Origin of the sequence: Actinomadura verrucosospora (assembly GCF_039540335.1) — a bacterium.
Lineage (GTDB): Bacteria > Actinomycetota > Actinomycetes > Streptosporangiales > Streptosporangiaceae > Spirillospora > Spirillospora verrucosospora.
Window position 1 is genome coordinate 99,900 of sequence record NZ_BAABEV010000022.1, and the last position, 24,872, is coordinate 124,771.

Consider the following 24,872-nt stretch of genomic DNA (forward strand, 5'->3'; position numbering starts at 1 on the left):
TGAGGTGGGGTTGTGGACGAGAAGGACCTGGGCAACGACCTGGCGAAGGTGCTGATTTCCGAGGACGACCTGCAGGCCAAGGTGCGCGAGCTCGCTTCGCAGATCGACGCCGACTACGCGGGCAGGGACCTGCTGCTCGTCGGGGTCCTCAAGGGCGCCGTCATGATCATGGCCGACCTGGCGCGGGCGCTGCACTCGCCCGCCTCCATGGACTGGATGGCCGTGTCGTCCTACGGCTCGGGCACGAAGTCCTCCGGCGTCGTCCGCATCCTGAAGGACCTCGACACCGACATCCTCGACCGGCACGTCCTGATCGTGGAGGACATCGTCGACTCGGGCCTGACGCTGTCGTGGCTGGTGAGCAATCTGCGCTCGCGCAACCCCGCCTCGCTGGAGATCTGCGCGCTGCTGCGCAAGCCGGAGGCCGTCACGACCGAACTCGACGTGAAGTACATCGGCTTCGACATCCCGAACGAGTTCGTCATCGGCTACGGGCTCGACTATGCGGAGCGGTACCGGAACCTGCCCTTCGTCGGGACCCTGGCCCCGCACGTGTACGGCGGGGACGGAGCCTGAGCGTCCAGGAGGTTGCCGGCAGGGGCGGGGAGGCCCGGATCGCCCGGACATGTCCACGCCGGCCGGAGGCGCACCAACGCCCCCAGGGAACAAGGGACCGTGACGAATCGTTGCAAAGGTCGTTGACGGGTATAGGCAAGGGATGCGGGAGAACGGCGTCGGCTGCGTCTCCTACGCCTGCGGTGTACCGTCGGTGTCCCGGACCCTGGGTTCGGGAAGCCATATGAGGGAAGCCGCCACGGTGGGACCGGAGCCCCGGGCGACGGGCCTTCCCGTTGGTCGCATTGTTGGTCGCAGTGGCGTCCGTCCCCAGGGACGGGCGAGGATCGCACACAGAGTTGGTCAGGAGGGACGGGCCCCTACGGGGTAACCGGATAAATGGACGTGAAGCGCTATTTTCGCGGGCCGCTGCTGTGGATCCTGCTGTTCGGCCTCTTGGTCGCCCTCGTCATGTGGGGCGTCAACCCCGGCCGTTCGTTCGAGAAGGTCGACACATCCAAGGTCGTCCAGGAGATCAACGCGGGCCAGGTGAAGTCCGCCAAGATCATTGACAAGGACCAGCGGATCGAGCTGACGCTCACCAACGGCAAGCAGCAGCAGGCCTCCTGGGTCGAGGGCCAGGGCCTCCAGCTGCAGCAGCAGCTTCAGAACCAGGCCAACGCCGGCAAGCTGTCCGGCGGCTACAACGTTGATGTCCCGAAGCAGAGCTTCTTCCTTAACCTGCTGTTCAGCCTGCTGCCCATCGTGGTCATCGTGCTGATCTTCCTGTTCATCATGAACCAGATGCAGGGCGGCGGCTCGCGGGTGATGAACTTCGGCAAGTCCAAGGCCAAGCTCATCACCAAGGACACCCCGAAGACCACCTTCGCCGACGTGGCCGGGGCCGACGAGGCCCTGGAGGAGCTCGAAGAGATCAAGGACTTCCTGCAGAACCCGGCGAAGTTCCAGTCCATCGGCGCCAAGATCCCCAAGGGTGTGCTGCTGTACGGCCCGCCCGGCACCGGCAAGACGCTGCTGGCGCGCGCCGTCGCCGGCGAGGCGGGCGTGCCGTTCTACTCGATCTCCGGCTCGGACTTCGTCGAGATGTTCGTCGGCGTGGGCGCGTCCCGGGTCCGAGACCTGTTCGAGCAGGCCAAGACCAACGCCCCCTCGATCATCTTCATCGACGAGATCGACGCCGTCGGCCGGCACCGCGGCGCGGGCCTCGGCGGCGGCCACGACGAGCGCGAGCAGACCCTCAACCAGCTGCTGGTCGAGATGGACGGGTTCGACGTCAAGGGCGGCGTGATCCTGATCGCCGCGACGAACCGTCCCGACATCCTCGACCCGGCGCTGCTGCGTCCCGGCCGCTTCGACCGCCAGGTCACCGTGGACCGTCCCGACCTGGAGGGCCGCAAGGGCATCCTGCGCGTGCACGGCCGCGGCAAGCCGTTCGCGCAGGACGTCGACCTCGACGTGATCGCGCGCCGCACGCCGGGCTTCACCGGCGCCGACCTGGCCAACGTGATCAACGAGGCGGCGCTGCTCACCGCGCGCTTCGACCGCAAGCTGATCGACATGGACACCCTGGAGGAGTCCATCGACCGCGTCATGGCCGGTCCGGAGCGCAAGACCCGGGTGATGTCGGAGAAGGAAAAGAAGATCATCGCCTACCACGAGGGCGGCCACGCCCTGGTGGCTCACGCGCTGCCGAACTCCGACCCGGTGCACAAGGTGACGATCCTTCCGCGCGGACGGGCCCTGGGTTACACCATGACCCTCCCGATGGAGGACAAGTTCCTCACGACCCGTTCGGAGATGACCGACCAGCTCGCCATGCTGCTGGGCGGCCGCACCGCCGAGGAACTGGTCTTCCACGAGCCGACCACCGGCGCGGCCAACGACATCGAGAAGGCCAGCTCCATCGCCCGCAACATGGTGACCGAGTACGGCATGAGCGAGCGTCTCGGCGCGCGCAAGTTCGGCACCGGGCAGGGCGAGGTCTTCCTCGGCCGCGACATGGGCCACGAGCGCGACTACTCCGAGGACATCGCCTCCGCGATCGACGACGAGGTCCGGCGCTACATCGAGGGCGCGCACGACACCGCGTGGGAGATCCTCGTCGAGTACCGGGACGTCCTGGACGAGCTCGTCGTCAACCTGATGGAGAAGGAGACGCTGTCCAAGCAGCAGGTGCTGGAGATCTTCGCGCCGATCCAGAAGCGGCCGCACCAGAACTCCTACACCGGCTACGGCAAGCGCCTCCCGTCCGACCGTCCGCCGGTGCTCACGCCCAAGGAGCTGGCCCTGCTCGGCCCGCAGGACGTCGCCGACCTGACCAAGAACAACGGCCAGAGCGGCGTCACCTCTGAGGCCGTCGACCCGGCCCCGGGCGAGAGCTGACGGCCTTGGCGATCCCGTACGACGAGGCGCCGATCGAGAACGACCCGCCGGGCGAGACCCTGCACGGCGGGCGTTTCGACCACGCGCGCATCGAGAAGGCCGTGCGCGAGATCCTGATCGGCATCGGGGAGGACCCCGAGCGCGACGGGCTGCGCGACACCCCCGCCAGGGTGGCGCGCGCGTACGCCGAGCAGTTCGCGGGTCTGCGCCAGAAGCCCGAGGACGCGCTGACCACGGTGTTCGACGCCGACCATGAGGAAATGGTCCTGGTGAAGGACATCGAGGTGTACTCCGTTTGCGAGCATCACCTGGTGCCTTTCCACGGGGTCGCGCACGTGGGCTACACGCCCAACAAGAAGGGCCAGATCACCGGTCTGTCGAAGCTGGCCCGGCTGGTGGACGTGTACGCCCGCCGGCCGCAGGTGCAGGAGCGCCTCACCAGCCAGGTGGCCGACGCGATGATGACGGTGCTGGAGCCCCGCGGCGCGATCGTGGTGATCGAGGCCGAGCATCTGTGCATGACGATGCGCGGGGTGCGGAAGCCGGGCGCCAAGACGGTCACGTCGGCGGTGCGCGGCGACTTCCGGGACCACCCCGAGACGCGGTCCGAGGCGATGAGCTTGATTCTCGGCCGCTGACGGGAACTCGGGCTCCCCGAGTCCGCCTGAACGTCTGAACGGGCCTCAGCGTCAAGCTGAGGCCCGTTCTGCTGCTTCCGGAGAGGGTATGCCGGACGGATGAGGCGGTGGGAGGGCCGCTCCGGCGGGTCGATCGCAAGGCATAGGGTTGGGTGACATGACCAGTGCCGCCGTTCCGGGGCTGCCCGAGCCAGGGCGGTGCCTCGTCATGGGCGTGGTCAACGTGACCCCCGACTCCTTCTCCGACGGCGGAGCCTGGTTCGACCCGGAGAAAGCGGTCCGCCACGGGCTCGATCTCGTGGGCGAGGGCGCCGACATCGTGGACGTGGGCGGCGAGTCGACGCGGCCTGGTGCGCAGCGTGTGTCCGAAGAAGAGGAACTGCGCCGCGTGGTTCCGGTCATTGAGGCGCTCGTGGCCGAGAACGTCCCCGTGAGCGTCGACACCATGCGCGCCGAGGTCGCCGAGGCCGCGGTCGGCGCGGGCGCGCGGCTGGTGAACGACGTGAGCGGCGGCTTGGCCGACCCGGATATGCCGCGCGTGGTGGCCGCCGCGGGCGTGCCCTACGTGGTGATGCACTGGCGCGGCCACAGCCATGACATGTACAACCGCGCCATCTACACGGACGTGGTTCGTGAGGTGCGCGACGAACTGCTGCACAGGGTCGACGCCGTGCTGGGGGAGGGCGTCGATCCGTCGATGATCGTGCTCGACCCTGGGCTGGGCTTCGCCAAGAACCCGGAGACGGGGCACAACTGGTCGCTGCTTGCCCATCTCGACGCGTTCACTGGTCTCGGCTACCCCGTCCTGGTGGGCGCGTCCCGCAAGGGCTTCCTGACGCGGCTCCTTGCGGAACCGGACGGGACGCGCCGTCCGTTCGGCGAATGCGATGACGCGACCGTGGCAATCACGTCTCTCGTTGCGGCCGCCGGGGCATGGTGCGTAAGGGTGCACAGGGTCCGGCCCAACGCGGACGCGGTACGGGTGGCGGCCGCGATGCGCGCGGCGCGTCTGGCCGGCCCCGACAGCGTGAGCCAGGAAAGCACGAGCAAAGGCAGTGCTATCAAGGACAGCGCTACCAAGGACAGCAACGACGACGCCAGTAACGACGACGGGAGTCCCCGCCTATGAGCCGTGCCGTGAACCGCGCCGACGTGGACGAGGTCCATGCCGAGTTCTACGCCGCGTTCGAGGCCGGTGACTTCGACCGCATGTCGGCGGTCTGGGCGGACGGCCCGTACGCCGACGGCGTCTCCTGCGTCCACCCCGGCTGGACGATGCTGCGGGGACGAGAGGCTGTCCTGCGCTCGTGGGCGCTCATCATGGCCAACACGTCCTACATCCAGTTCGTGCTCACCGACGTGGAGACGGACGTGTACGGCGACCACGCCGTGGTGACGTGCAAGGAGAACATCCTGACCGCCGACGAGGACACCGAAGCAGGGTTCCTCGCCGGTGGAAGCATCGTGGCGACGAACGTGTTCGTACGGGCGGGTGGGGAGTGGCGGCTTCTGCTTCACCACGGCTCCCCCGTCCTCAACGTCGTGGATGCAGAGGAAGAATGACTCTCGACCGCATCGAGTTGCGCGGGCTCCGGGCGCGGGGGCGCCACGGGTGCCTGCCTGCCGAGCGCGACCTGGGCCAGGTGTTCGTCGTGGACGCCGTCCTCGGCCTCGACACGCGCCCCGCCGCGGAAGGCGACGACCTCTCGCGTACCGTCGACTACGGAACGCTCGCCGGCCGGCTGGTCGCCGCCGTGGAGGGGGAGCCCCTGAACCTCCTGGAAACGCTGGCCGACCGGCTGGCGAAGATATGTCTGGAAGATCGACTGGTGTCCGAGGTCGAGATCACCGTCCACAAGCCGAGCGCCCCGATCCCGCACCCCTTCGCCGACGTCGCCGTGAAGATCACGAGGAGTCGCCCATGACAGCGTCCGACCGCATGCCCGACCGCACCGCCACCGGTGGGCACATGCTGGTCCAGCACCGTGTCGTGTTCTCGATCGGCAGCAACCTCGGGGACCGGCTGGACAACATCCAGGAGGCGGTCGACGCCCTGTTCGACGCGCCAGGGCTGAGTTTCGTGGCGTTCTCCCCGGTCTACGAGACCGCCCCCTACGCGCCGCCCGGGGAGAGCATCCCGGAGCAGGGCGACTTCCTGAACATCGTGCTCATCGCCGACACGCGGCTGCCCCCGGAGAACCTGCTGGAGCGGGTCCTGAACATCGAGAACTCGATGCGCCGCGAACGCCTGGTCCGCTGGGGCCCCCGCACCCTCGACATCGACATCGTGACCTTCGGCGACATCACGTCCGACGACCCCGATCTGACGCTCCCGCACCCGCGCGCGCACGAGCGCGCGTTCGTCCTCGTCCCGTGGGCCGACATCGAGCCCGACGTGCTGCTGGCCGGGCACGGTCGCGTGGGAGACCTGGCCGAGGTTAAGCAGGCGGAGGGCGGCCCGTCGGCATGCCGCCGGCGTGACGACCTGGTTCTGCAGCAGCCTGCATGAAGCCGTCCCGCCCCCTGTTCCTCGTCGCCCTCGTGGTCGTCATAGGGGTCATCACTTGGGCGGTGCTGCGTTCTGCCTATCTGTCGCTGCCCCCGCTGCCGTGGACCGCGGTGCCGACGCTGCTGCTGCTCGCCCTCGGTGAGGCCTTCACAGGGTTGAACGTCCTGCGCCGCATTCGCCGCAAGCCCTCCAGCGGACGCGCGGCGGACTCCGCCCGCAAGCCGGGGAAGCCTCTGGATCCCCTGGCGGTGGCGCGCCTGGCGGCCCTGGGGAAGGCCAGTGCGCATTCCGCGGCGGTCATCGCGGGCGTGTTCGGCGGCTTCGCCGTCAGTCTCTCCGCGTCGCTGGAGAAGTCGACGCCCCGCCACGACTTCTTCGTGAGCGGCGGCACCTTCCTCGCGGCCATCGTGCTGGTGGCGGCGGCGTTCTTCCTGGAGTACGCGTGCCGGGTTCCGAAGGGACCGGACGACGAGCAGCGCGACCAACCCGGCGCGTCCCGGGCCTGAGGTCCGTCGGGGGTCGCGGTGCCGGGTGACTTGCGGGCTTCGCGCTACTTGTCGATGTCGCCGACGACGAAGAACATCGAGCCCAGAATGGCGATCATGTCGGCGACCAGGGTGCCGGGCAGCAGCTCCGCGAGCACCTGGATGTTGTTGAACGACGCGGACCGCAGTTTCATCCGCCACGGTGTCTTCTCGCCCCGCGACACCAGGTAGTACCCGTTGATGCCCAGCGGGTTCTCCGTCCAGGCGTAGGTGTGTCCCTCCGGCACCTTCAGAACCTTCGGCAGCCGTTGGTTGATGGGGCCGGGCGGGAGCTCGGCGAGGCGGTCCAGGCAGGCGTCCGCGAGGTCCAGGGAAGCGTGCACCTGGTCGAGCAGGCATTCGAAGCGGGCCAGGCAGTCGCCCTCCGACCGGGTGACCACGCGGACGTCCAGTTCGCCGTAGGCGAGGTAGGGCTCGTCCCGGCGCAGGTCGAAGTCCACGCCGGACGCGCGCGCGATGGGCCCGGACACCCCGTACTGCAGGATCTGCTCCTGGGTGAGGACGCCGACCCCCCTGGTACGGGCCCGGAAGATCTCGTTGCCCATGATGAGGTCGTCGATGTCGCCCATGCGGGCGCGCACCTCGGAGACCGCCGCCCGCGCGCGCGCCGTCCAACCGGCGGGCAGCTCGTCCTTCAGCCCGCCGACACGGTTGAACATGTAGTGCATGCGTCCACCGGAGATCTCCTCCATGACGCGTTGCAGGACCTCACGCTCGCGGAACGCGTAGAAGATCGGGGTGATGGCGCCCACTTCCAGCGGGTAGGAGCCCAGGAACATCAGGTGGTTGAGGATCCGGTTCAGCTCTGCCAGCAGCGTCCTCGCCCACACCGCGCGTAGGGGGACCTCCATGCCGAGCATGCGTTCGACGGCCAGAACGACGCCGAGTTCGCTGGAGAACGCCGACAGCCAGTCGTGCCGGTTCGCCAGGACGATGATCTGCCGGAAGTCGCGGACCTCGAACAGCTTCTCCGCTCCCCGGTGCATGTAGCCCACGATGGGCTCCGCCGCCGAGATGCGTTCGCCGTCCAAGGTGAGCTTCAGCCGGAGCACGCCGTGCGTGGACGGGTGCTGGGGGCCGATGTTCAGGGTCATGTCCTCGGTGGCGAGCTCTTTGGCGCCCGCACCGATCCCGACGATCCGTTCGGTGGTCATGGTCGCGCCTCCGCCACTCCGATCACTGCTTCATGGTCCCATGGCGAGCGGTAGTCGTTATCCGATTGACTAGGGGGCAATGAACGCGAGCCACGGCGAACCGCCGTTCGATCCCGCCGCGCATCCCGGACAGCAGGGCGCGGTGCGTCCGCCCGTGCCGTCCGGTCCGGGCCACGGCGGTCAGCCACCTGGTCAGGGCCAGACAGGGGCACCATACCCGCCGCAGCAGGGGCCGCCCATCTACCAGGCGGACCAGGCCTTCGCGCCTGGTGCCGGCCTTCACTGGTCGCCCATCTCCAAACGCCATGCCTGGCACAGGCTTCTCACCGCGGTCCTGTGGGCGATTCCCGTGGGTGGCGTTGGCGCTTTCATCGTGTGGAGGAACGGCACCGTGGTCGCGGCGTCCATGTGGGTCGTCGCCGTCGTCCTCGGGGTCATCCTCACCTGGGTTGTCGCGGAGCTGGACCGCAGGGCCTACGGCTATGCCGAGCGTGGCGACGACCTCATCGTGACCCACGGCGTCCTCGTCCGGCGGCTCATCGTGGTCCCGTACGGGCGGATGCAGTTCGTGGACGTCACCGCCGGGCTTCTGGAGCGGTGGATGGGTGTCGCCACCGTCCGCATGCACACTGCCGCCGCGGCTACGGACGCGACGATTCCGGGACTGCCCACTGCGGAGGCCGCGCTCCTGCGTGACCGTCTCGCGCAGAAGGGCGAGGAGCGGGGCATGGGCCTATGAACGGCCCCTACGGCCCGTATGGCCCGCCTGGACGATCCGGCCCGCCCGGCCCGCCTGGGCCACATGGACAACCGGGCCCGCCCGGACCGCCTGGACCCGCGGGCCCCTATGGTCGCCCTGCGGGACCGCCCTACCCGCCGCCCCGTCCCGGCTTCGGCCCGCCACGTCCGCCGTATGCGTACGGACCGCCCCAGGCGCAACGCCCACCGATCCGCTTCTCGGAGGGCACGCACAGGCTCCACTGGGCAACGGCCCCGCTTCGCGCGTTCGTCTTCCTCATCATCTACTTCGTCCTGCTCGGCTTCCCTCTGCTGCTGACCCAGACCAGCAGCGGCATCACCCTGGCGCTCACGCCGGAGGTGATCCTGAGGTTCATCCTCGTGACCATCCCCATGGGACTGATCGCAGTAGGAACCGGCCTGTGGACCTGGCTTGCCCTGCGTTTCCGTGTCGACAACGACGACCTCGTCGTCGAAACCGGCATCCTCCGTAAGAACGCGCGCCGCATCCCGCTTTCGCGGATCCAGGCCATCGACGTCGTGCGTCCGCTGGTGACGCGGGTGTTCGCGCTATCTGAAGTGCGCGTGGAGCTGGCAGGGGGCGAGCAGAGCGAAATCGCCCTCCGCTACCTGGGCCGGCAGTCGGCGCAACAGCTGCGTGCCGAACTCCTCGCCCGCGCGGCCGGGCTCCCAGGCCAAACTCCGGAAGCGCCCGAACGGCACCTGTGGCGCGTGCCGTTCGGCACTCTGCTGGGGTCGCTCATCGTGCGGCTGCCCGTACTGGGGACGGTGCTGCTCTTCCTCGCGTCGCTCATCTTCCTGGTGATGTACGCGGAGGGCGGCATCCTGGCCGTCACCATCCCGGTCCTGCTCGGCCTCATCCGAGCCGTGATCGCACCTCTGGTCATGTACGCCAACTTCACGGTCGCGATGTCACCGGACGGGATCCGCCTGCGCTACGGCCTGCTGGAGACCCGGATGCAGACGCTTCCGCCGGGCCGCGTCCAGGCCGTCAGCATCGTCGAACCGTTGATCTGGCGGAGCCTGGGCTGGGCCCGCGTCGACGTCACCGTCGCCGGATACGCGGGCGAGCGCCAGGCGCTCTCGTCGACCCTTCTCCCCGTCGCCCCGCGCCAAGTCGCCATGCACCTCGTGTCGCAGGTCTTCCCGGGGACGCAGGTGGACTCGGTCGCTCTCGTCCCCGCGTCGTCCAAGACCGTGTCGATCGAGCACGCGGACGGCGCCGGCACCGACGACGTGGTCTTCGTGACCCGGCACGGATGGCCCTGCCGCCGCACGGATGTGATCGCCCACGCGCGCGCGCAGAGCGTTCGGCTGACCGTGAACCCCTTCCAGCGCCTGCTGGGCCTGGCGACCGTCCACGTGGACGCGCCTCCGGGGCCGGTCCAGGTGGCCGCGGCGGACCGCGAGCTGGGCGAGGCCCGCGCGATCGTGGAGTCCACCGTGAGCCGAGCCCTCGCCGCCCGCCGCGCCGGTGGCGGCGACCCCACCCACTGGGCCCGCTGACGACTTATCCACAGGATCGCGTTCTCCTTCCGCGCCCCCCGGCGCCCTCCGACGATGGAACACGTCGGCCCGCCCGAGGGGGGAGGGCGGGCCGACCCCGCCCGGGAGCGAACGCGATCACGTGGAAGGAGGCGCCCCGATGGGACTTCGCAGGCGCTTGATCATCAGCCTTGATCCGATCATCGAGTTCGCCCGGGGCGGCTGGAACCGCCCGGGCCGGCGCTCGCTGATCGGCCGCATCATCCGCCGGCGCCGAGACATCTCTCGATGGCACCGGCCTCACGGCCCCGCCTCAGGCATGGGCACGATGCCGGAGAGCCGCACCCGTGTCCGACCGGGCCTTGGGGGCGATACGCCTGCCATGGGGGCCGTCACCCGTGCTCGGTTGCTCGGCTCCGCCCCAGTCGACCGCAAAGGGCACATATCGTCGGTTCATGAGCGACCTGGCCTACGACCCCTGGTCCGCCGAATTCGTGGCGGACCCGTATCCGGTGTTCGAGCGGCTCCGCGCCGAGCAACCGGTGTTCTTCCACGAACCCACCGGCCAGTGGGTGATCAGCCGCTACGAGGACGTCGACGGGCTGCTGCGCGACCGTCGCCTCGGGCGGTCGTACCTGCACATCGCGAGTCACGAGGAGTTCGGGCAGGAGCCGGAGCCCGACTTCCTCAAACCCTTCTGGGATCTCATCCGCGCCGGGATGCTCGACGTGGAGCCGCCCACCCACACGCGGTTGCGGCGCCTGGTGTCCAAGGCGTTCACGGCCCGCATGGTGGAGGGCCTGCGTCCGATGATCCGGCGCCTCGCCGAGGAGCTCGCGACGGGGCTCGCCGACAGGGGCGGCGGCGACCTGCTCGCCGAGATCGCCGAACCGCTGCCGGTGAACGTGATCGCCGAGATGCTGGGCGTCCCCGTCGAAGACCGGCACCTGCTGCGCCCCTGGTCGGCCGACATCTGCGGCATGTACGAGCTGAACCCGCCCGAGGAGGTCCAGCGGACCGCCGTCCGTGCGGCCGTGGAGTTCTCCGACTACCTTCGCGACCTCGCCCGCGCCCGGCGGAGCGAGCCGGGTGACGACCTCATCACCGCCCTGGCCCACGTCGTTGACGAGGGCGACCGGCTCACCGAGGACGAGCTGATCGGCACCTGCGTCCTGCTCCTCAACGCGGGCCACGAGGCCACGGTGAACGCGACGGGCAACGGCTGGTGGACGCTGTTCCGCAACCCCGGCCAGCTGGAACGCCTCCGCTCCGACCCGTCGCTCGTGCCCACCACGGTCGAGGAACTGCTGCGCTACGACACCCCGGCGCCCATGTTCGAACGATGGGTGCTGGAGGACATCAGGGTCGCCGGCGTCGACATCCCGCGTGGCGCCGAGGTCGCCCTCCAGTTCGCGTCCGCCAACCGCGACCCGGAGGTGTTCGTCGACCCGAACCGGCTCGACCTGGGCCGCGACCCGAACCCGCACATCACCTTCGGCCTCGGCATCCACTACTGCCTGGGCGCCCCCCTGGCCCGCATCGAAATGACCGAGTCATTGGGCGCGCTCTTGCGCGCAACCCCCGCCCTACGCCTCACCACCGAACCAGAGTGGAAGCCCGGCTACGTCCTAAGAGGCCTGACCGCCCTACACGTAGAGCGCTAACCACCCCAGGCCCGCCCCACCCCCCCGCACGCACGACCCAAGCCGCCGCACACGCGGCTCAAGCCACCCCGCACGTGGTCCAAGCCGCTGTGCAGGTGGTCCAAGCCGCTGCGCGCGTGGTCCAAGTCGCTGCGCGCGTGGCTCAAGCCGCTGCGCACGTGGCTGGCGACTCTTTGAAGTGGCCGAGGTCCGTCGACTTCATCGAGGCGATGCCGCGAACCCAACGGCAAGCTCCTCAAGCGCAAGCTCAGGGACCCGTACTGGAAGGACCGCGACGGTGCCATCTGACACGGCGCCCGTCGAGAACGCGCCCGCCGACGCCGGGCCGCCCGAGCCGAACCACGTCCTGGAGTTGAGCTGGAGGGGGAGCTTGGTGAAGTCTGCGTGGCTTGTTGGAGAAGGCGCTTTTTGCGGGTGGCGCTGGTCTGTGGCGGTGAGGCTTGCGGGAACGGTGTCGATTCCGGCGGCGTGGCTTCGACTGTGGCGGTCGTGGGGTTGGGTGGGTCGGTGACCAAGGGGGGTTGGGGGGCGATGGCTTCTGGGGCGGGCTGAGTTGGCGGCCGGTTCGGGGTGGATGGTCTTTGCGGGTGGTTTTGGGGCCGGGGTCAGGTGGGGTGGGCTAGGAGGGTGGGGAGGGGGATGTTGGTGGTCTGGGTCAGCCAGCCGAAGCCGCCCAGGCCTGAGGGGTCGGTCAGTTCGGCGTCTTCGCCCGCGTGGCAGAGGGCGGCCACGTAGGCGCGCGGGTCCCGGTGGGCCAGGTCGAGGGGTGGGCGGGTACCCGAGAGGCCCAGGGCGCGGAGGGCCTCGCGCTGGGTCGTCAGGAGGCTGGAGGTCGCGCCGGCGCGGCGGCCGGCGACCAGGCAGGCGTCGAGTGCGACATGGGCGGTGACGTCGCACGATCCGTCCGGGACGGCGGGGACGGTCGCGCCGTCGCGGTAGCCGGTCAGCGTCCCGTAGACGGGGCGGGACTCGCGGGAGTGCGAGTAGTCGACGGCGAGCGCGAGCCCGGCGGACAGGCGGCCGATCACGGAGGCCCAGGCCGCGCAGCGCGGGTGCCCGATCTCGGCGCGGTCGCCGGGTTCGGCGAGCGGCCACCACAGATCCAGCCAGCCGGTGTCTTCGGCGGACGGCGGCGGCCCCGGCCGCTCGGTGCCGGTGAAGGGGTCGACCAGCACGGTCCGGACGCCGTCGGGGGTGCGTTCCACCACGTCCAGCGGCACGTTGTCGAGCCACTCGTTCGCGACGGCGAGGCCGGTGATGCGGGCGGGCAGGTCGGGGCGCCAGAGGATCCGGGACGGGACGTCGGCGGGGCGCGGCGCGAGTTCCACCGCCGTCGGGACGAGCCGGGCCTCCAGGTCCGGCGGCACGCAGGCCAGGATGTTGCCGAGAAGGCGGCCGGAGCCGGCGCCGATGTCGACCACGTCGAGCCGGTCGGGGTGGCCGAGCAGGGCGTCGACCTCGACCAGCAGGCGGGCGATGGCGGCGGCGAACCGCGGCGAGGCGTGCACCGAGGTGCGGAAGTGCTCGGCGGGGCGTTCGCGCCGGTAGAAACCGTCCTCTCCGTAGAGGGCCCGCTCCATCGCGGTGCGCCACGTCAGCCATCCGGAAACCAGCGACTCCACGACTGCGACGTTACCGTGGGTGGCGGGCCATCCTTGCGGTGGACGCGGGTCCGACCTGCGGCTGATCCGGGAGTGACCTGCGGGTACGTACGCTGTCGGCATGGTGGCGAGCGCATGGGAGTGGCTGCGGGGCAAGAAGCCGCTCGTCGACGCCTTCTTCGCGCTGCCGGTCGTGTTCTTCTCGGTGCCGTCGCTGCTGGTGGGGCCGAGCGGGATCGGCGCCGGGCTCTACGTGCTGCTGACCTTCGCGCTGGCGGGGCCGCTGGTGCTGCGCAGGACGTTCCCCCGGACGGTCTTCGCCGTCGTCGCGCTGGTCTCCTTTGTCCAGTGCGTGGTGGGGCAGATCCCGGTGCCGGCGAACGTGGCGGTCCTGATGGGGCTCTACACGGTCGCGGCCGGGTGCACGTTCCGCTGGGGGCTCGCGGCGGCCCTGATCGGCGAGGTGGGCGCGGTCATGGTCACCTACCGCTACCCGAGCGGCGCCGATGACCGGAAGTTCACGTTCGTCATGATGACGGTGCTGGTGGCGGGCGTGTACGTCCTCGGCCTGCACATGCGCACGCGGCGGGCGTACCTGCGTTCGGTGGAGGAGCGGGCCGAGCGGCTGGAGCGCGAGCGTGACAACGAGGTCAAGGTGGCGATGGCGGCCGAGCGCGCCCGTATCGCCCGGGAACTGCACGATGTGGTGGCCCACAACGTCAGCGTGATCGTGGTGCAGGCGGACGGCGCGTCCTACGCCATCGACACCGACGTGGGGCGGGCTCGGCAGGCGCTCGACACGATCTCCTCGACGGGGCGGCTGGCGCTCGCGGAGATGCGGCGGCTCCTCGGCGTGCTGCGCGAGGACGACGACGCGGGGGCGTACGCGCCGCAGCCGGGCGTGGCGCAACTGGACGAGCTGGTCGAGCAGGTCCGCGCGGCCGGGCTGCCGGTGGAGTTCGAGGTCGACGGCGACCCCGAGGCCATGTCGGAGGGGCGCCAGCTCACCGTCTACCGGATCGTCCAGGAGGCGCTGACCAACACGCTCAAGCATGGTGGCCCGCGGGTGAGCGTGTCGGTGCGGCTGTCCTACTCCGGCGACGCGCTGGAGATCCGGGTGGTCGACGACGGCCGCGGGGCGGCCGCGCCCGACGACGGCCGCGGCCACGGGCTGGCGGGGATGCGCGAACGCGTCGCCGTGTACGGCGGCACGGTCACCGCCGCCCCGCGCACCGGCGGCGGTTTCGAAGTGGCGGCGGTCCTCCCGGTGCGCGAGGAGGTCGCCGCGTGACCGGCGGCGGGCGTGACCAGGGCTTGCGGCGTCCCTCGCCGGGTGTGCGGGGAGTCGCGGACAGGGAGATGGCATGACGGACGTGGCGGCCCCCATCCGGGTGGTGCTCGTGGACGATCAGGAGCTGGTGCGGGCCGGGTTCAGGATGGTGCTGGACGCGCAGCCCGACATCGAGGTCGCCGGGGAGGCCGGGGACGGGTTGCAGGCGCTGGACCTGCTGCGGAACACGCGGGCGGACGTGGTGCTGATGGACGTCCGGATGCCGCGGATGGACGGGATCGAGGCGACGCGGCAGGTGGTGGCGCGGTCCGGGCCGAAGGTCGTCATCCTGACCACGTTCGACCTGGACGAGTACGCGTTCGCCGCGATCAAGGCGGGCGCGGGCGGGTTCCTGCTGAAGGACGCGGGGCCGGCGCAGCTCATCGAGGCGATCAAGGCGGTGCACTCGGGGGACGCGGTGGTGGCGCCGAGCACGACCAAGCGGCTGCTGGACCGGTTCGCGGTGCATCTGCCGGACGCCGAGGAGAAGGCGGTCGGGGCGTTGGAGAGCCTGACCGACCGGGAGAACGAGGTGCTGCGGCTCGTCGCGCGCGGGATGTCGAACGCGGAGATCGCCGGTCGGCTCTACGTCTCGGAGGCCACGGTGAAGACCCATATGGGGCGGATCCTGATGAAGCTCGGCGTGCGCGACCGGGTGCAGGCCGTCGTGTTCGCTTACGAGACAGGTCTGGTCAAAAGCGGTCAGACCGGCCCATCCGCATAATGCCTTGATCAGTCCATGATCATCATTTGGCGGCATCCTGGGCCGCCCATTCGATCTTCCTTAACGTAGCCGGGTAACTACCGTACGCGACGCCGTTCTCAGCGGGCGGCGTCGGCAATGTCACCTCGGGCACTGCTAAGCCCAACGTACGGGAGGACTCTCGTGTTCAAGAAGCTTGCCGCCACCGGCATCCTCGGCTTCGCCATCGCCGGCTCCGCCCTCGCAGCGGCGCCCGCGTACGCCGCCACCTACGGTGGTGGGTGGGATGACCACGGCAAGGGCCACCACCATGACAAGGGTCACCACGGCAAGGACCATGACGAGAACTGGTTCAGCCACAACAGCACCAGCGGCAACTTCGGGATTCTCAACGGGACCCAGGTGATCGCGCCGATCTCGGTGCCCATCGACGTCTGCGGCAACGCCATCGCCGTCGTCGGCGGTGCGAGCGCCCACTGCAAGGGCGGCGCGTCCGTCAACTACGGGCACTGACACGCACTGGACGGGCCTGCCACCCGTCTTCGAGGCGCCGGAGACCGACGATGTCTCCGGCGCCTTCGCACGTCCGGCCCCGCTCCGGCCGGCTCTACGAGCGTCAGGGCGGGCGCCATGGGGCCTCGGGCAGGGTCGGCGGGTGGAGGGACGGACGCGTACGACTCAGGTCGTACGCGGGCGAGCCGGATGGCCTTGAGAGTGAGGCGGAGCGTGGCCGCCGGGTCGATGGCAGGGACGGCGCTGGTTCCTAGCGTGGAGCGCGTCCATCCACGACCCGAAGGAGTCACCGTGACCAGCACGTTCGCCGAGCCGCCCGGGGGATCCCCCGCCGCCGGGGCGCCGCCGGCCGTCAGAGCCGAGGGCGTGTCCAAGGTGTACGGGTCGGGTGACGCGGCCGTCCACGCGCTCCGCGGGGTCGGCGTCGGGTTCGCCAGGGGCGCGTTCACCGCGATCATGGGGCCGTCCGGGTCGGGGAAGTCGACGCTGATGCACTGCCTGGCCGGGCTGGACACCGTCAGCGGCGGGCGGATCGTCCTCGGCGACGCCGAGATCACCGGGATGGGCGACCGGCAGCTGACCATGTTGCGCCGCGACCGCGTCGGGTTCGTGTTCCAGGCGTTCAACCTCCTGCCGACGCTCACCGCCGAGCAGAACATCCTGCTGCCCATGGAGCTGGCCGGCCGCAAGCCCGACCGGGCGTGGTTCGAGCGGGTCGTCGACACCCTGGGCCTGCGGGAACGGCTCGGGCACCGGCCGAGCGAGCTGTCGGGCGGCCAGCAGCAGCGGGTGGCGTGCGCCCGCGCGATCGTCGCCCGGCCCGAGGTGATCTTCGCGGACGAGCCGACCGGCAACCTCGACTCCCGCGCGGGCGCCGAGGTCCTGGGGTTCCTGCGCTCCTCGGTCCGCGAGATGGGGCAGACGATCGTGATGGTGACGCACGACCCGGTGGCCGCCTCGTACGCCGACCGGGTGGTGTTCCTGCGGGACGGGGAGATCGTTTCGGAGATCTTCCAGCCGACCCCGGACACCGTCCTGGACCGGCTGAAGGGCCTGGGCGCGTGATGCTGCGGACGACTCTGGCGGGCCTGCGCGCCCACAAGCTGCGGCTGCTGCTCACGGCGGTGGCGATCACCCTCGGCGTCGGCTTCATCTCGGGGACGTTCGTCCTGACGGACACGCTGGACGAGGGCGTCTCCAAGACGTTCGCCAGGTCGGCCGACAAGGTCGACTACGCGGTGCTGCCCAAGAGCGACGACACCGACAAGGGCGTCCCGCCGGCGCTGCTCGGACAGATCAAGGCGCTCCCCGGGGTCACGGACGTCCAGGGAGCCGTGAAGGGGGACGCCGCCCTCGTCGGCAAGGACGGCAAGGCGGTCGGCGACTTCCCGACGGTCGGGATGTCCGTGCCGTCCGGACGTCTCCTGCGCTACGACGTCGAGAAGGGGCGTCCCCCCTCCGGCGCTGGCGAGACCGTGCTCGACACCAAGCTCGCCAAGCGGGAGGGCTACTCCGTCGGGAACGCGGTGACGGTCCTGGACCACGGGAACCGGCCACACCGGTTCACGGTCGTCGGACTGGTCGACTTCGGCATCGACCAGGAGGCGAGCTTCCGGGGAGCCGTGGGTTTCGACCCGGCGACCGCGATGCGGATGACCGGCGAGAAGACCTATCGCGAGCTCGACGTCGCGGGCGGGTCCGGGGCCGCCGTCAGGGCCGCCGCGGGAGGCGCCTACCGCGTGTACACGGGCGAGGAGCTCGGCGCGCGGCTGGCCAGGGCCGCCGGCGCCGACACCAAGATCATCAGAACCGGTCTGCTGATCTTCGGGCTGGTCGCGATGCTGGTGTCCGCCCTGGTCATCTACAACACGTTCTCGATCCTGATCGCCCAGCGGATGCGGGAGATGGCGCTGCTGCGCTGCGTCGGCGCGACCCGCCGGCAGGTGTTCGGGAGCGTGGTGGCGGAGTCGGCCGTCGTGGGCCTGGTCGGCTCCCTGCTCGGCCTCGTCGCCGGGGTCGGCCTCGGCGAGGGCGCGCTGGTCGTGGTCAGCAAGCTGAACGAGCGCGTGGCCGTCGCCGGGCCGGCCCTGGCGGTGCGGACGGTCCTGGTCGGCCTGGCGGTAGGGATCGTGGTCACGGTCCTGTCCGCGCTGCTGCCCGCCCGCGCGGCCACCCGGGTCTCGCCGGTCGCCGCGCTGCGCGCCGACCTGGAGCCGGGCGCCGGACGGTTCAGGCTCGGCCCGGTGCGCACCGTCCTCGCCGTCCTGCTGGGCGCCGCGGGGCTGGCCATCGGCGGTCTGGGCTCGCTCGGCATGGAGAAGGGCGAGACCGCGATGTACGCGGTCGCGTTCGCCGGCGGCGTGTTCTTCCTCGGTGTGATCGCGGCGATGCCGGCGCTCGTCCGTCCGCTCGGACGGGTCGCGGGCGCGGTCCCGGCGCGGCTCGGCGGCGTCCCGGGACGGCTGGCGGTTGCGAACGCGCAGCGCGCGCCCCGCCGGACCGCCACCACGACGATCGCGCTGACCGTCGGCGTCGGGCTGATGAGCCTGTTCGCGGTGGTCGCGGCGAGCGGCAAGGCGACGGCGGCGCACAAGCTGGAGGAGCAGTTCCCCGTCCAGTTCCAGATCCGGCCGCAGAGCTTCGACGGGACGCTCCCGCACGCGCTGGCCGAGACGCTGCGCACCCGGCCCGAGGTCGCCGCCGTGGTCGAGACCCGGCGCAAGGAGACCCGGGTCGGCGGCGACGAGGCCGACATATCGACGATCACCACGTCGGCGCTCGGGAGGGTCCTCAAGCCGGAGTTCGAACGCGGGTCGCTGGACGCCGCCCTGAAGCCCGGCACGGCGATGGTGGACGAGAAGACGGCCGAGACGTCCGGCCGGGCGCTGGGGGAGACGCTGCGGATCCGGACGGCGAACGGCGCCGTCCCCGTGAAGATCACCGCCGTCTACGCGGCGGGCGCGGGCCTCGACGGGATCATCGTCCCGGAGCGGGACTTCACCCGGTACTTCGGCGCCGTGGACCCGGCGGGGATCTACGTCAAGACCCGCGACGACGTGCCCGCCTCCCAGTCGCGCCGGGTCGTGGACGCGGCCGCGCGTCCCTACCCGGCGGCGAAGGTCTCCTCGTCCGCCGAGTTCGAGGAGACGATGACCAAGGCCATCGACACGGTCTTGATGATCTTCGGTGGGCTGCTCGGGCTGGCGATCGTCATCGCCCTCTTCGGCATCGCCAACACGCTGACCCTGTCGGTCGTGGAGCGCACCCGCGAGTCGGCGCTGCTGCGCGCCCTCGGCCTCACCAAGCGCCAGCTGCGCCGGATGCTGTCGGTGGAGGCGCTGGTCATGGCGGTCATCGGCGCGGCCACCGGCGTCGTGCTCGGGGTCGGCTTCGGCTGGGCCGCGACGAACGCGATGGCGAGCGACTCGGTCTTCTCGCTGCCCTACCTGCAGGTCGTCGGATTCGTGGTCCTCGCGGGCGCTGCCGGGACCGCCGCGGCCGTGCTCCCCGCGCGGCGCGCCGCGAAGACGTCCATCGTGGAGTCCCTCGCGCATGACTGAATGGGGGCGGGGTGACGATCGTCACCCACCGGACCGCGCGGCCGGGTCCCGCGGGTAGCCTGGTGCGCGCACGTCCGGTACCTACCTGAGGACTGGAACGAACCGATGGACCCACAGGTCACCCCTTCTTCCGGCACGCCCGGAAACGGGACGGGCCCCGGTGCGGGAGCAACCCCCCACACCGCCCGGAAGAGCGCTGTCTCTGGTGGGGGGGCGACCCCCCACACCCCCCGGAAGAGCGAGATGGAGACCCCGGAGGACCGCCCCGCGCGGCTCGCGGTCGGCGTCGTCGGCGCCGGCCGCGTCGGCACGGCGCTCGGCGCCGCGCTGGCCCGCGCGGGCCACCGCGTCGTCGCCGCGGCCGCCGTCTCGGAACGGTCGCGGGCCCGCGTCGAGGAACGCCTCCCCGGAGCCGACGTCGCCACCCCGCAGGACGTGGTCGCCGCCGCCGACCTGGTGCTGCTGACCGTCCCGGACGACGAGCTTCCCGAGCTCGCGACCGGGCTCGTGTCCGCGGGCGTCCCGGTCACCGGCAAGCTCGTCCTGCACACCAGCGGTCGCTACGGCACCGCCGTCCTGGACCCGCTCACCCGCGCGGGCGCGCTGCCGCTGGCCCTGCACCCCGTGATGACCTTCACCGGGCGCCCGGACGACGTGAACCGGCTCACCGGCATCTCGTTCGGCGTCACCTCGCCGGAGCCGCTGCGCCCGGTCGCCGAGGCCCTCGTCCTGGAGATGGGCGGCGAACCCGTCTGGATCACCGAGGAGGCGCGCCCGCTCTACCACGCGGCGCTCGCCGGAGGCGCGAACCACCTGGTCACGCTGGTCGTGGAGGCCATGGACCTGCTGCGCGCCGCGGGCGTGGCCGAGCCCGGCCGGATGCTCGGTCCGCTCCTCGGCGCCGCCCTCGACAACGGGCTGCGGCTCGGCATCGACGGGCTCACCGGGCCCGTCGCGCGCGGGGACGCCGGAACGGTGGCGGGCCACGTCGAGGAGCTCGGCAGGGTGTCGGCGGAGAGCCGCCGCGCCTACATCGCGCTGGCCCGCCTCACCGCTGACCGCGCGCTCAGCGCCGGACTGCTCAAACCCGAGGACGCCGAACGGCTCCTCGAAGCGCTGGCCGACTGAGGGCCCCGACCGCAGACGGCTCCGACCGACGAACAGCTCTCCGACCAGCAGACACCTCCGACCGACAGACAGGGCCCGGCCGAAGGCACCGGCCGACCGGACAGGAAGGGAACGGCATTGGTTTCTGGCGTTTCCGGCGAGCGCGGCCCCGGCCGGCGCCCGCCGTCGCGTGAGGGGACGGACGCGTCGTGACACCGATCGTCGCGCGCACGCGCGAGGAACTGGCGCAGGCCCGGTCGAAGACCGGGGGGACGCTGGCGCTCGTCCCGACCATGGGCGCCCTGCACGAGGGGCACCTGTCGCTGATGCGGGAGGCCCGCCGCAGGGCGGACGCGGTCGCGGTCAGCGTCTTCGTCAACCCGCTCCAGTTCGGGCCGGGCGAGGACTTCGACCGCTACCCCCGCACGTTCGCCGCCGACCTGGAGGCATGTGCCGCCGAGGGCGTGGACTTCGTGTTCGCGCCGGCGCGCGAGGTCATGTACCCGGAGGAGCCGCAGGTCACGATCAAGTCGGGGCCCATGGGCGAGGTCGTCGAGGGGGCCGCGCGTCCCGGCCACTTCGACGGGATGCTCACCGTCGTGCTGAAGCTGCTCAACCTCGTCCGCCCCGACGTGGCGGTCTTCGGGGAGAAGGACGCGCAGCAGCTCGCGATGATCCGGCGGATGGTCGCCGACCTGAACGTCCCCGTGGAGGTGATCGGCGCGCCGACCGTCCGCGAGCCGGACGGGCTGGCGCTGTCGAGCCGCAACCGCTACCTGTCCGCCCCCGAACGCCTGACCGCGCTCGCCCTCTCGCGCGCCCTGCGGTCCGGGGCCGACGCCGCCGCCTCCGGCCCGGACGCCGTCCTGGCGGCCGCGCGCGCCGTCCTCTCCGAGGCCGAGGCCGCCGACCCGCCCCTCGCCCTGGACTACCTGGTCCTTGTCGACCCGTCGACCTTCACCGAGATCACCGGACCGCACTCCGGCCGGGCCGTCCTCGCCGTCGCGGGCCGCGTCGGCACCACCCACCTGATCGACAACGTTCCCCTCCAGCTCGGCAAGGAGCACTGATGTTCCGGACGATGTTCAAGTCGAAGATCCACCGCGCCACGGTGACCCAGGCGGACCTGCACTACGTCGGCTCGCTGACCATCGACCAGGACCTGATGGACGCCGCCGACCTGCTGCCCGGCGAGCAGGTCTCGATCGTCGACATCGACAACGGCGCCCGCCTGGAGACCTACCTGATCGCAGGCGAGCGGGGCTCCGGCGTCATCGGGATCAACGGCGCCGCCGCCCGCCTCGTGCAGCCCGGCGACCTGGTCATCATCATCAGCTACGCGCAGATGACCGACGCCGAGGCCCGCGAGTTCGTCCCCGCCGTCGTGCACGTCGACCGCTCCAACAAGATCATTTCGCTGGGCTCGGACCCGGCCGAGCCGGTGCCCGGCACCAGCACGACCCGGGGCGACCTGATCCGGAACTGACCTTCGGCGGGGGCCGGGGGTTCGGCCGCTCCGGGGTTAGGGTCATAATGACGAGAACCGACCCCGGAGGAGGGCTCGTGATCCCTTCCGTTCTGCACGCCCCCGCGCCCGGCTGGACCGCCGACGCCGACGTCGTCGTCATCGGGTCCGGCATCGCCGGCCTGGTCGCCGCGCTGCGCTGCCGCCCCCACGGCCGGGTGCTGCTCGTCACCAAGGCCCTCCTGGACGCCGGGTCGACCCGGTGGGCGCAGGGCGGCATCGCCGCCGCGCTCGCGCCCGACGACACCCCCGAGGAGCACCTGGCCGACACCCTCACCGCGGGTGTCGGCGTCTGCGACGAGGACGCCGTCCGGGCCCTCGTCACCGAGGGGCCGGACGCGGTCCGCAGCCTGATCGACCTCGGCACGGCCTTCGACCGCTCCGGCGGCGACATCGCGCTCACCCGCGAGGGCGGCCACCACCGGCGCCGCATCGCGCACGCGGGCGGGGACGCCACCGGCGCCGAGATCAGCCGCGCCCTGCTCGCCGAGCTCAAGGACTCGGGCGTCGAGGTGATCGAGCACGCCCTGGTCCTGGACCTGCTGAAGGACGCCGCGGGACGCGCCGCGGGCGTCACCCTGCACGTCATGGGCGAGGGACAGCCCGGCGGCGTCGGCGCCGTCCGCGCCCGCGCCGTCGTGCTCGCCACCGGCGGGCTCGGCCAGGTGTTCACCGCCACCACCAATCCCGAGGTCTCCACGGGCGACGGCGTCGCGCTCGCGCTGCGCGCCGGGGCCGAGGTCACCGACCTGGAGTTCGTCCAGTTCCACCCGACCGTGCTGTGGCTCGGCGAGGGCGCGACCGGACAGCAGCCACTGATCTCCGAGGCCGTCCGCGGCGAGGGCGCGCACCTGGTCGACCACGCCGGCGTGCGCTTCATGACCGGACGCCACGAGCTCGCCGAGCTGGCCCCCCGCGACGTCGTCACCAAGGGGATCATGACCCGGATGCGCGAGACGGGCGCGTCCCACATGCTGCTCGACGGCCGCCATTTCGGCGCGGCGATGTGGGAGACCCGGTTCCCGACCATCCTGGCCGCGTGCCGCCACCACGGCATCGACCCGGTGACCGAGCCCATCCCGATCGTGCCCGCCGCCCACCACGCCAGCGGTGGCGTGCGCACGGACCTGCACGGTCGCACGTCCGTCCCCGGCCTCTACGCCTGCGGCGAGGTCGCCTGCACGGGCGTCCACGGTGCGAACCGCCTCGCCTCCAACTCCCTCCTGGAAGGCCTGGTCTTCGCCGCCAGAATCGCCGAAGCCCTCTCGGACGACCTCCCCGCCTCCCACCCGCGCGGCCCCCTGGCTCCTGCCGCACCAGCCCCTGACCTCCTTTCGAACCACACACCCACCACCCCGCCACCCCTGGAGCAGGCCGCGCCAGCCCCCGAGCAGGCCGAGCCAACCCCTGTGCAGGCTGTCTCGGCCCCGGCGCAAGCTGTTCCGGTGCCCGCGCAGGCTGCTCCCGCTTGGGGGCAGGCCGCGCCAGCTCCCGAGCAGGCCGTCTCGGCGAGGCATGAGGGCGCCGTCTCGGCGACCGGGCAGGCCGGTCCGGTGCCTGGGCAGGGCCCGGCGGGAGCCGCGCAGGACGTGTACGGAGCCACGGGTGGCGAGTCGGGCGGGTTGCTGGAGCCGGCGTTGCGGGGGGAGATCCAGCGGATCATGACCTCCTATGCGGGGGTCCTGCGGCGGGCCGACGGGCTGGAGGCCGCGGCGCGCGAACTGGAGGGGCTCGGGCGCGGGACCGCGGAGCCCGGGGTGGAGGCCTGGGAGGCCACCAACCTGTACACCGTCGCGTGCGCGATCGTGACGGCCGCGCGGCGGCGGGAGGAGACGCGCGGGAGCCACTGGCGGGAGGACTTCCCCGAGCGCGCGGACGGGACGTGGCGCGGCCACCTCGTCACCCGGCTGGCGGGGAACGTCCTGACGACCACCTACGAATCTCTGGAAGGGAAGCGCTCATGACACCGGAACTCTCGCAGAGGCTGACCGCCGCCGGGCTGGATCCACAGGCTGTGGAAAACCTCGTCCGGACGGCGCTGGCCGAGGACGGCGAGGTCGACGTCACCAGCACCCCGATCTTCGCGCCGCAGGACACCGCGAGCGGGGAGCTGAGGGCGCGCGAGGAGGGCGTCGTCGCGGGCGTCCCGGTGGCGTGCGTCGTCTTCGAGCTCCTGGACGTCGCCTACGAGGCGGAGGTCGAGGACGGCGACCGCGTCGTGCCCGGGCAGGTCCTCATCGCGGTCAGCGGCGCGACCCGGGCGATCCTCAGGGCGGAGAGGACGGCTCTGAACCTCCTCACGCATCTGTCCGGAATCGCGACCGCCACCCGCCGGTGGATGGACGCCATGGAGGGCACCAAGGCGAAGGTCCGCGACACCCGCAAGACCCTTCCCGGCCTGCGGGCCCTGCAGAAGTACGCGGTGCACTGCGGAGGCGGCGTCAACCACCGGATGGGCCTGCACGACGCCGCGCTCATCAAGGACAACCACATCGCGGCGGCCGGCGGCGTCACCAAGGCGTTCGAGGCGATCCGCGCCGTGTACCCGTCCCTCCACGTCCAGGTGGAGTGCGACACCCTCGCGCAGGTCGAAGAGGCCCTGGGGGTGGGGGCCACGAGCATCCTGCTCGATAACATGACCGACGCCGAGATGACCGACGCGGTCCGGCTCGTGGCAGGGCGGGCGGAGCTCGAGGCCAGTGGTGGCCTTACCCTGGAGCGGGCCCGAGACGTCGCCGTGACCGGGGTGGACTACCTTGCCGTCGGCGCGCTGACGCACTCGGCGCGCGTGTTCGACATCGGCCTTGACTTCACCTGAACA

General features: G+C 71.3%; 23 protein-coding genes. 21 read left to right on the forward strand and 2 right to left on the reverse strand.

Annotated features, from left to right (window positions below):
* Positions 1-12 precede the first annotated feature (12 nt).
* The 8 genes from hpt to ABD944_RS23365 all read left to right on the forward strand — a co-directional run bounded on the left by hpt (position 13) and on the right by ABD944_RS23365 (position 6,611).
* On the forward strand, positions 13-576 hold the full coding sequence (gene hpt, locus ABD944_RS23330; RefSeq protein WP_345179751.1) for a hypoxanthine phosphoribosyltransferase: 564 nt from the start codon (positions 13-15) through the stop codon (positions 574-576).
* Positions 577-954: 378 nt separating this feature from the next.
* Positions 955-2,958, forward strand: coding sequence for an ATP-dependent zinc metalloprotease FtsH (gene ftsH, locus ABD944_RS23335; protein WP_345179752.1), 2,004 nt, complete (start codon positions 955-957; stop codon positions 2,956-2,958).
* A 32-nt stretch (positions 2,959-2,990) separates the two neighbouring features.
* Positions 2,991-3,596, forward strand: coding sequence for a GTP cyclohydrolase I FolE (gene folE / locus ABD944_RS23340; RefSeq protein WP_345179801.1), 606 nt, complete (start codon positions 2,991-2,993; stop codon positions 3,594-3,596).
* A gap of 157 nt (positions 3,597-3,753) precedes the next feature.
* Complete coding sequence (gene folP, locus ABD944_RS23345; protein WP_345179755.1) at positions 3,754-4,725, forward strand: dihydropteroate synthase; 972 nt, start codon at positions 3,754-3,756, stop codon at positions 4,723-4,725.
* Positions 4,722-5,159 carry a nuclear transport factor 2 family protein gene (locus ABD944_RS23350; protein ID WP_141580195.1) on the forward strand — a complete coding sequence of 146 codons (438 nt, stop codon included), beginning with the start codon at positions 4,722-4,724 and terminating at the stop codon, positions 5,157-5,159. The genes folP and ABD944_RS23350 overlap by 4 nt, the downstream gene beginning before the upstream one ends.
* Complete coding sequence (gene folB, locus ABD944_RS23355; protein WP_345179757.1) at positions 5,156-5,521, forward strand: dihydroneopterin aldolase; 366 nt, start codon at positions 5,156-5,158, stop codon at positions 5,519-5,521. Before ABD944_RS23350 ends, folB begins: the two co-directional genes overlap by 4 nt.
* Positions 5,518-6,105 carry a 2-amino-4-hydroxy-6-hydroxymethyldihydropteridine diphosphokinase gene (gene folK / locus ABD944_RS23360; protein WP_345179759.1) on the forward strand — a complete coding sequence of 196 codons (588 nt, stop codon included), beginning with the start codon at positions 5,518-5,520 and terminating at the stop codon, positions 6,103-6,105. The genes folB and folK overlap by 4 nt, the downstream gene beginning before the upstream one ends.
* Positions 6,102-6,611 carry a DUF3180 domain-containing protein gene (locus ABD944_RS23365; RefSeq protein ID WP_345179761.1) on the forward strand — a complete coding sequence of 170 codons (510 nt, stop codon included), beginning with the start codon at positions 6,102-6,104 and terminating at the stop codon, positions 6,609-6,611. Before folK ends, ABD944_RS23365 begins: the two co-directional genes overlap by 4 nt.
* A 44-nt stretch (positions 6,612-6,655) precedes the next feature.
* Here the strand turns inward: ABD944_RS23365 and ABD944_RS23370 are convergent, their stop codons facing one another.
* Positions 6,656-7,804 carry an NADH-quinone oxidoreductase subunit D gene (locus ABD944_RS23370; protein WP_345179762.1) on the reverse strand — a complete coding sequence of 383 codons (1,149 nt, stop codon included), beginning with the start codon at positions 7,802-7,804 and terminating at the stop codon, positions 6,656-6,658.
* A gap of 391 nt (positions 7,805-8,195) precedes the next feature.
* Here ABD944_RS23370 and ABD944_RS23375 point away from each other — a divergent pair, with 391 nt between their 5' ends.
* From ABD944_RS23375 to ABD944_RS23385, 3 genes are all read left to right on the forward strand, one after another.
* The gene (locus ABD944_RS23375) at positions 8,196-8,543 is read left to right on the forward strand and encodes a PH domain-containing protein (protein ID WP_345179764.1); all 348 of its coding nucleotides are present in this window, start codon (positions 8,196-8,198) and stop codon (positions 8,541-8,543) included.
* Between the two features lie 380 nt (positions 8,544-8,923).
* Positions 8,924-10,069 carry a PH domain-containing protein gene (locus tag ABD944_RS23380; RefSeq protein WP_345179765.1) on the forward strand — a complete coding sequence of 382 codons (1,146 nt, stop codon included), beginning with the start codon at positions 8,924-8,926 and terminating at the stop codon, positions 10,067-10,069.
* Positions 10,070-10,503: 434 nt separating this feature from the next.
* Positions 10,504-11,712 (forward strand): cytochrome P450, encoded by a 1,209-nt coding sequence (locus ABD944_RS23385; RefSeq protein ID WP_345179766.1) that lies wholly within the window; start codon positions 10,504-10,506, stop codon positions 11,710-11,712.
* Positions 11,713-12,317: 605 nt separating this feature from the next.
* On the opposite strand, the gene ABD944_RS23390 is transcribed toward ABD944_RS23385, so the two are convergent.
* Complete coding sequence (locus ABD944_RS23390; RefSeq protein WP_345179768.1) at positions 12,318-13,334, reverse strand: SAM-dependent methyltransferase; 1,017 nt, start codon at positions 13,332-13,334, stop codon at positions 12,318-12,320.
* 100 nt (positions 13,335-13,434) lie between these two features.
* Here ABD944_RS23390 and ABD944_RS23395 point away from each other — a divergent pair, with 100 nt between their 5' ends.
* The 10 genes from ABD944_RS23395 (at position 13,435) to nadC (ending at position 24,869) form a co-directional block, all read left to right on the forward strand.
* Entirely contained in the window at positions 13,435-14,604 is a 1,170-nt protein-coding gene (locus tag ABD944_RS23395) for a sensor histidine kinase (protein WP_345179769.1), read from the forward strand.
* Positions 14,605-14,677: 73 nt separating this feature from the next.
* Positions 14,678-15,367, forward strand: a complete 690-nt coding sequence (locus tag ABD944_RS23400; protein ID WP_345179770.1) for a response regulator — start codon at positions 14,678-14,680, stop codon at positions 15,365-15,367.
* Positions 15,368-15,529: 162 nt separating this feature from the next.
* Positions 15,530-15,859, forward strand: a complete 330-nt coding sequence (locus tag ABD944_RS23405) for a chaplin family protein (RefSeq protein WP_345179772.1) — start codon at positions 15,530-15,532, stop codon at positions 15,857-15,859.
* Positions 15,860-16,150: 291 nt separating this feature from the next.
* Complete coding sequence (locus tag ABD944_RS23410; protein ID WP_345179773.1) at positions 16,151-16,924, forward strand: ABC transporter ATP-binding protein; 774 nt, start codon at positions 16,151-16,153, stop codon at positions 16,922-16,924.
* Positions 16,924-19,419, forward strand: coding sequence for an ABC transporter permease (locus tag ABD944_RS23415; protein ID WP_345179775.1), 2,496 nt, complete (start codon positions 16,924-16,926; stop codon positions 19,417-19,419). The genes ABD944_RS23410 and ABD944_RS23415 overlap by 1 nt, the downstream gene beginning before the upstream one ends.
* A gap of 243 nt (positions 19,420-19,662) precedes the next feature.
* A complete protein-coding gene (locus ABD944_RS23420) occupies positions 19,663-20,547 on the forward strand; it encodes a Rossmann-like and DUF2520 domain-containing protein (RefSeq protein ID WP_345179776.1) in 885 nt (294 codons plus the stop codon).
* Between the two features lie 188 nt (positions 20,548-20,735).
* Entirely contained in the window at positions 20,736-21,596 is an 861-nt protein-coding gene (gene panC / locus ABD944_RS23425; protein ID WP_345179777.1) for a pantoate--beta-alanine ligase, read from the forward strand.
* A complete protein-coding gene (panD, locus tag ABD944_RS23430; RefSeq protein WP_089316894.1) occupies positions 21,596-22,012 on the forward strand; it encodes an aspartate 1-decarboxylase in 417 nt (138 codons plus the stop codon). The genes panC and panD overlap by 1 nt, the downstream gene beginning before the upstream one ends.
* Positions 22,013-22,089: 77 nt before the next feature.
* A complete protein-coding gene (locus tag ABD944_RS23435; protein WP_345179779.1) occupies positions 22,090-24,015 on the forward strand; it encodes an L-aspartate oxidase in 1,926 nt (641 codons plus the stop codon).
* The gene (gene nadC, locus ABD944_RS23440) at positions 24,012-24,869 is read left to right on the forward strand and encodes a carboxylating nicotinate-nucleotide diphosphorylase (RefSeq protein ID WP_345179781.1); all 858 of its coding nucleotides are present in this window, start codon (positions 24,012-24,014) and stop codon (positions 24,867-24,869) included. The genes ABD944_RS23435 and nadC overlap by 4 nt, the downstream gene beginning before the upstream one ends.
* Positions 24,870-24,872 lie beyond the last annotated feature (3 nt).

Coding starts and splice junctions, on each gene's coding strand:
- ftsH (WP_345179752.1), top strand. CDS start 955: ATGGACGTGAAGCGCTATTTTCGCGGGCCGCTGCTGTGGATCCTGCTG.
- folP (WP_345179755.1), top strand. CDS start 3,754: ATGACCAGTGCCGCCGTTCCGGGGCTGCCCGAGCCAGGGCGGTGCCTC.
- ABD944_RS23350 (WP_141580195.1), top strand. CDS start 4,722: ATGAGCCGTGCCGTGAACCGCGCCGACGTGGACGAGGTCCATGCCGAG.
- folB (WP_345179757.1), top strand. CDS start 5,156: ATGACTCTCGACCGCATCGAGTTGCGCGGGCTCCGGGCGCGGGGGCGC.
- folK (WP_345179759.1), top strand. CDS start 5,518: ATGACAGCGTCCGACCGCATGCCCGACCGCACCGCCACCGGTGGGCAC.
- ABD944_RS23365 (WP_345179761.1), top strand. CDS start 6,102: ATGAAGCCGTCCCGCCCCCTGTTCCTCGTCGCCCTCGTGGTCGTCATA.
- ABD944_RS23370 (WP_345179762.1), bottom strand. CDS start 7,804: ATGACCACCGAACGGATCGTCGGGATCGGTGCGGGCGCCAAAGAGCTC.
- ABD944_RS23385 (WP_345179766.1), top strand. CDS start 10,504: ATGAGCGACCTGGCCTACGACCCCTGGTCCGCCGAATTCGTGGCGGAC.
- ABD944_RS23395 (WP_345179769.1), top strand. CDS start 13,435: ATGGTGGCGAGCGCATGGGAGTGGCTGCGGGGCAAGAAGCCGCTCGTC.
- ABD944_RS23400 (WP_345179770.1), top strand. CDS start 14,678: ATGACGGACGTGGCGGCCCCCATCCGGGTGGTGCTCGTGGACGATCAG.
- ABD944_RS23415 (WP_345179775.1), top strand. CDS start 16,924: ATGCTGCGGACGACTCTGGCGGGCCTGCGCGCCCACAAGCTGCGGCTG.
- ABD944_RS23420 (WP_345179776.1), top strand. CDS start 19,663: ATGGAGACCCCGGAGGACCGCCCCGCGCGGCTCGCGGTCGGCGTCGTC.
- panD (WP_089316894.1), top strand. CDS start 21,596: ATGTTCCGGACGATGTTCAAGTCGAAGATCCACCGCGCCACGGTGACC.
- nadC (WP_345179781.1), top strand. CDS start 24,012: ATGACACCGGAACTCTCGCAGAGGCTGACCGCCGCCGGGCTGGATCCA.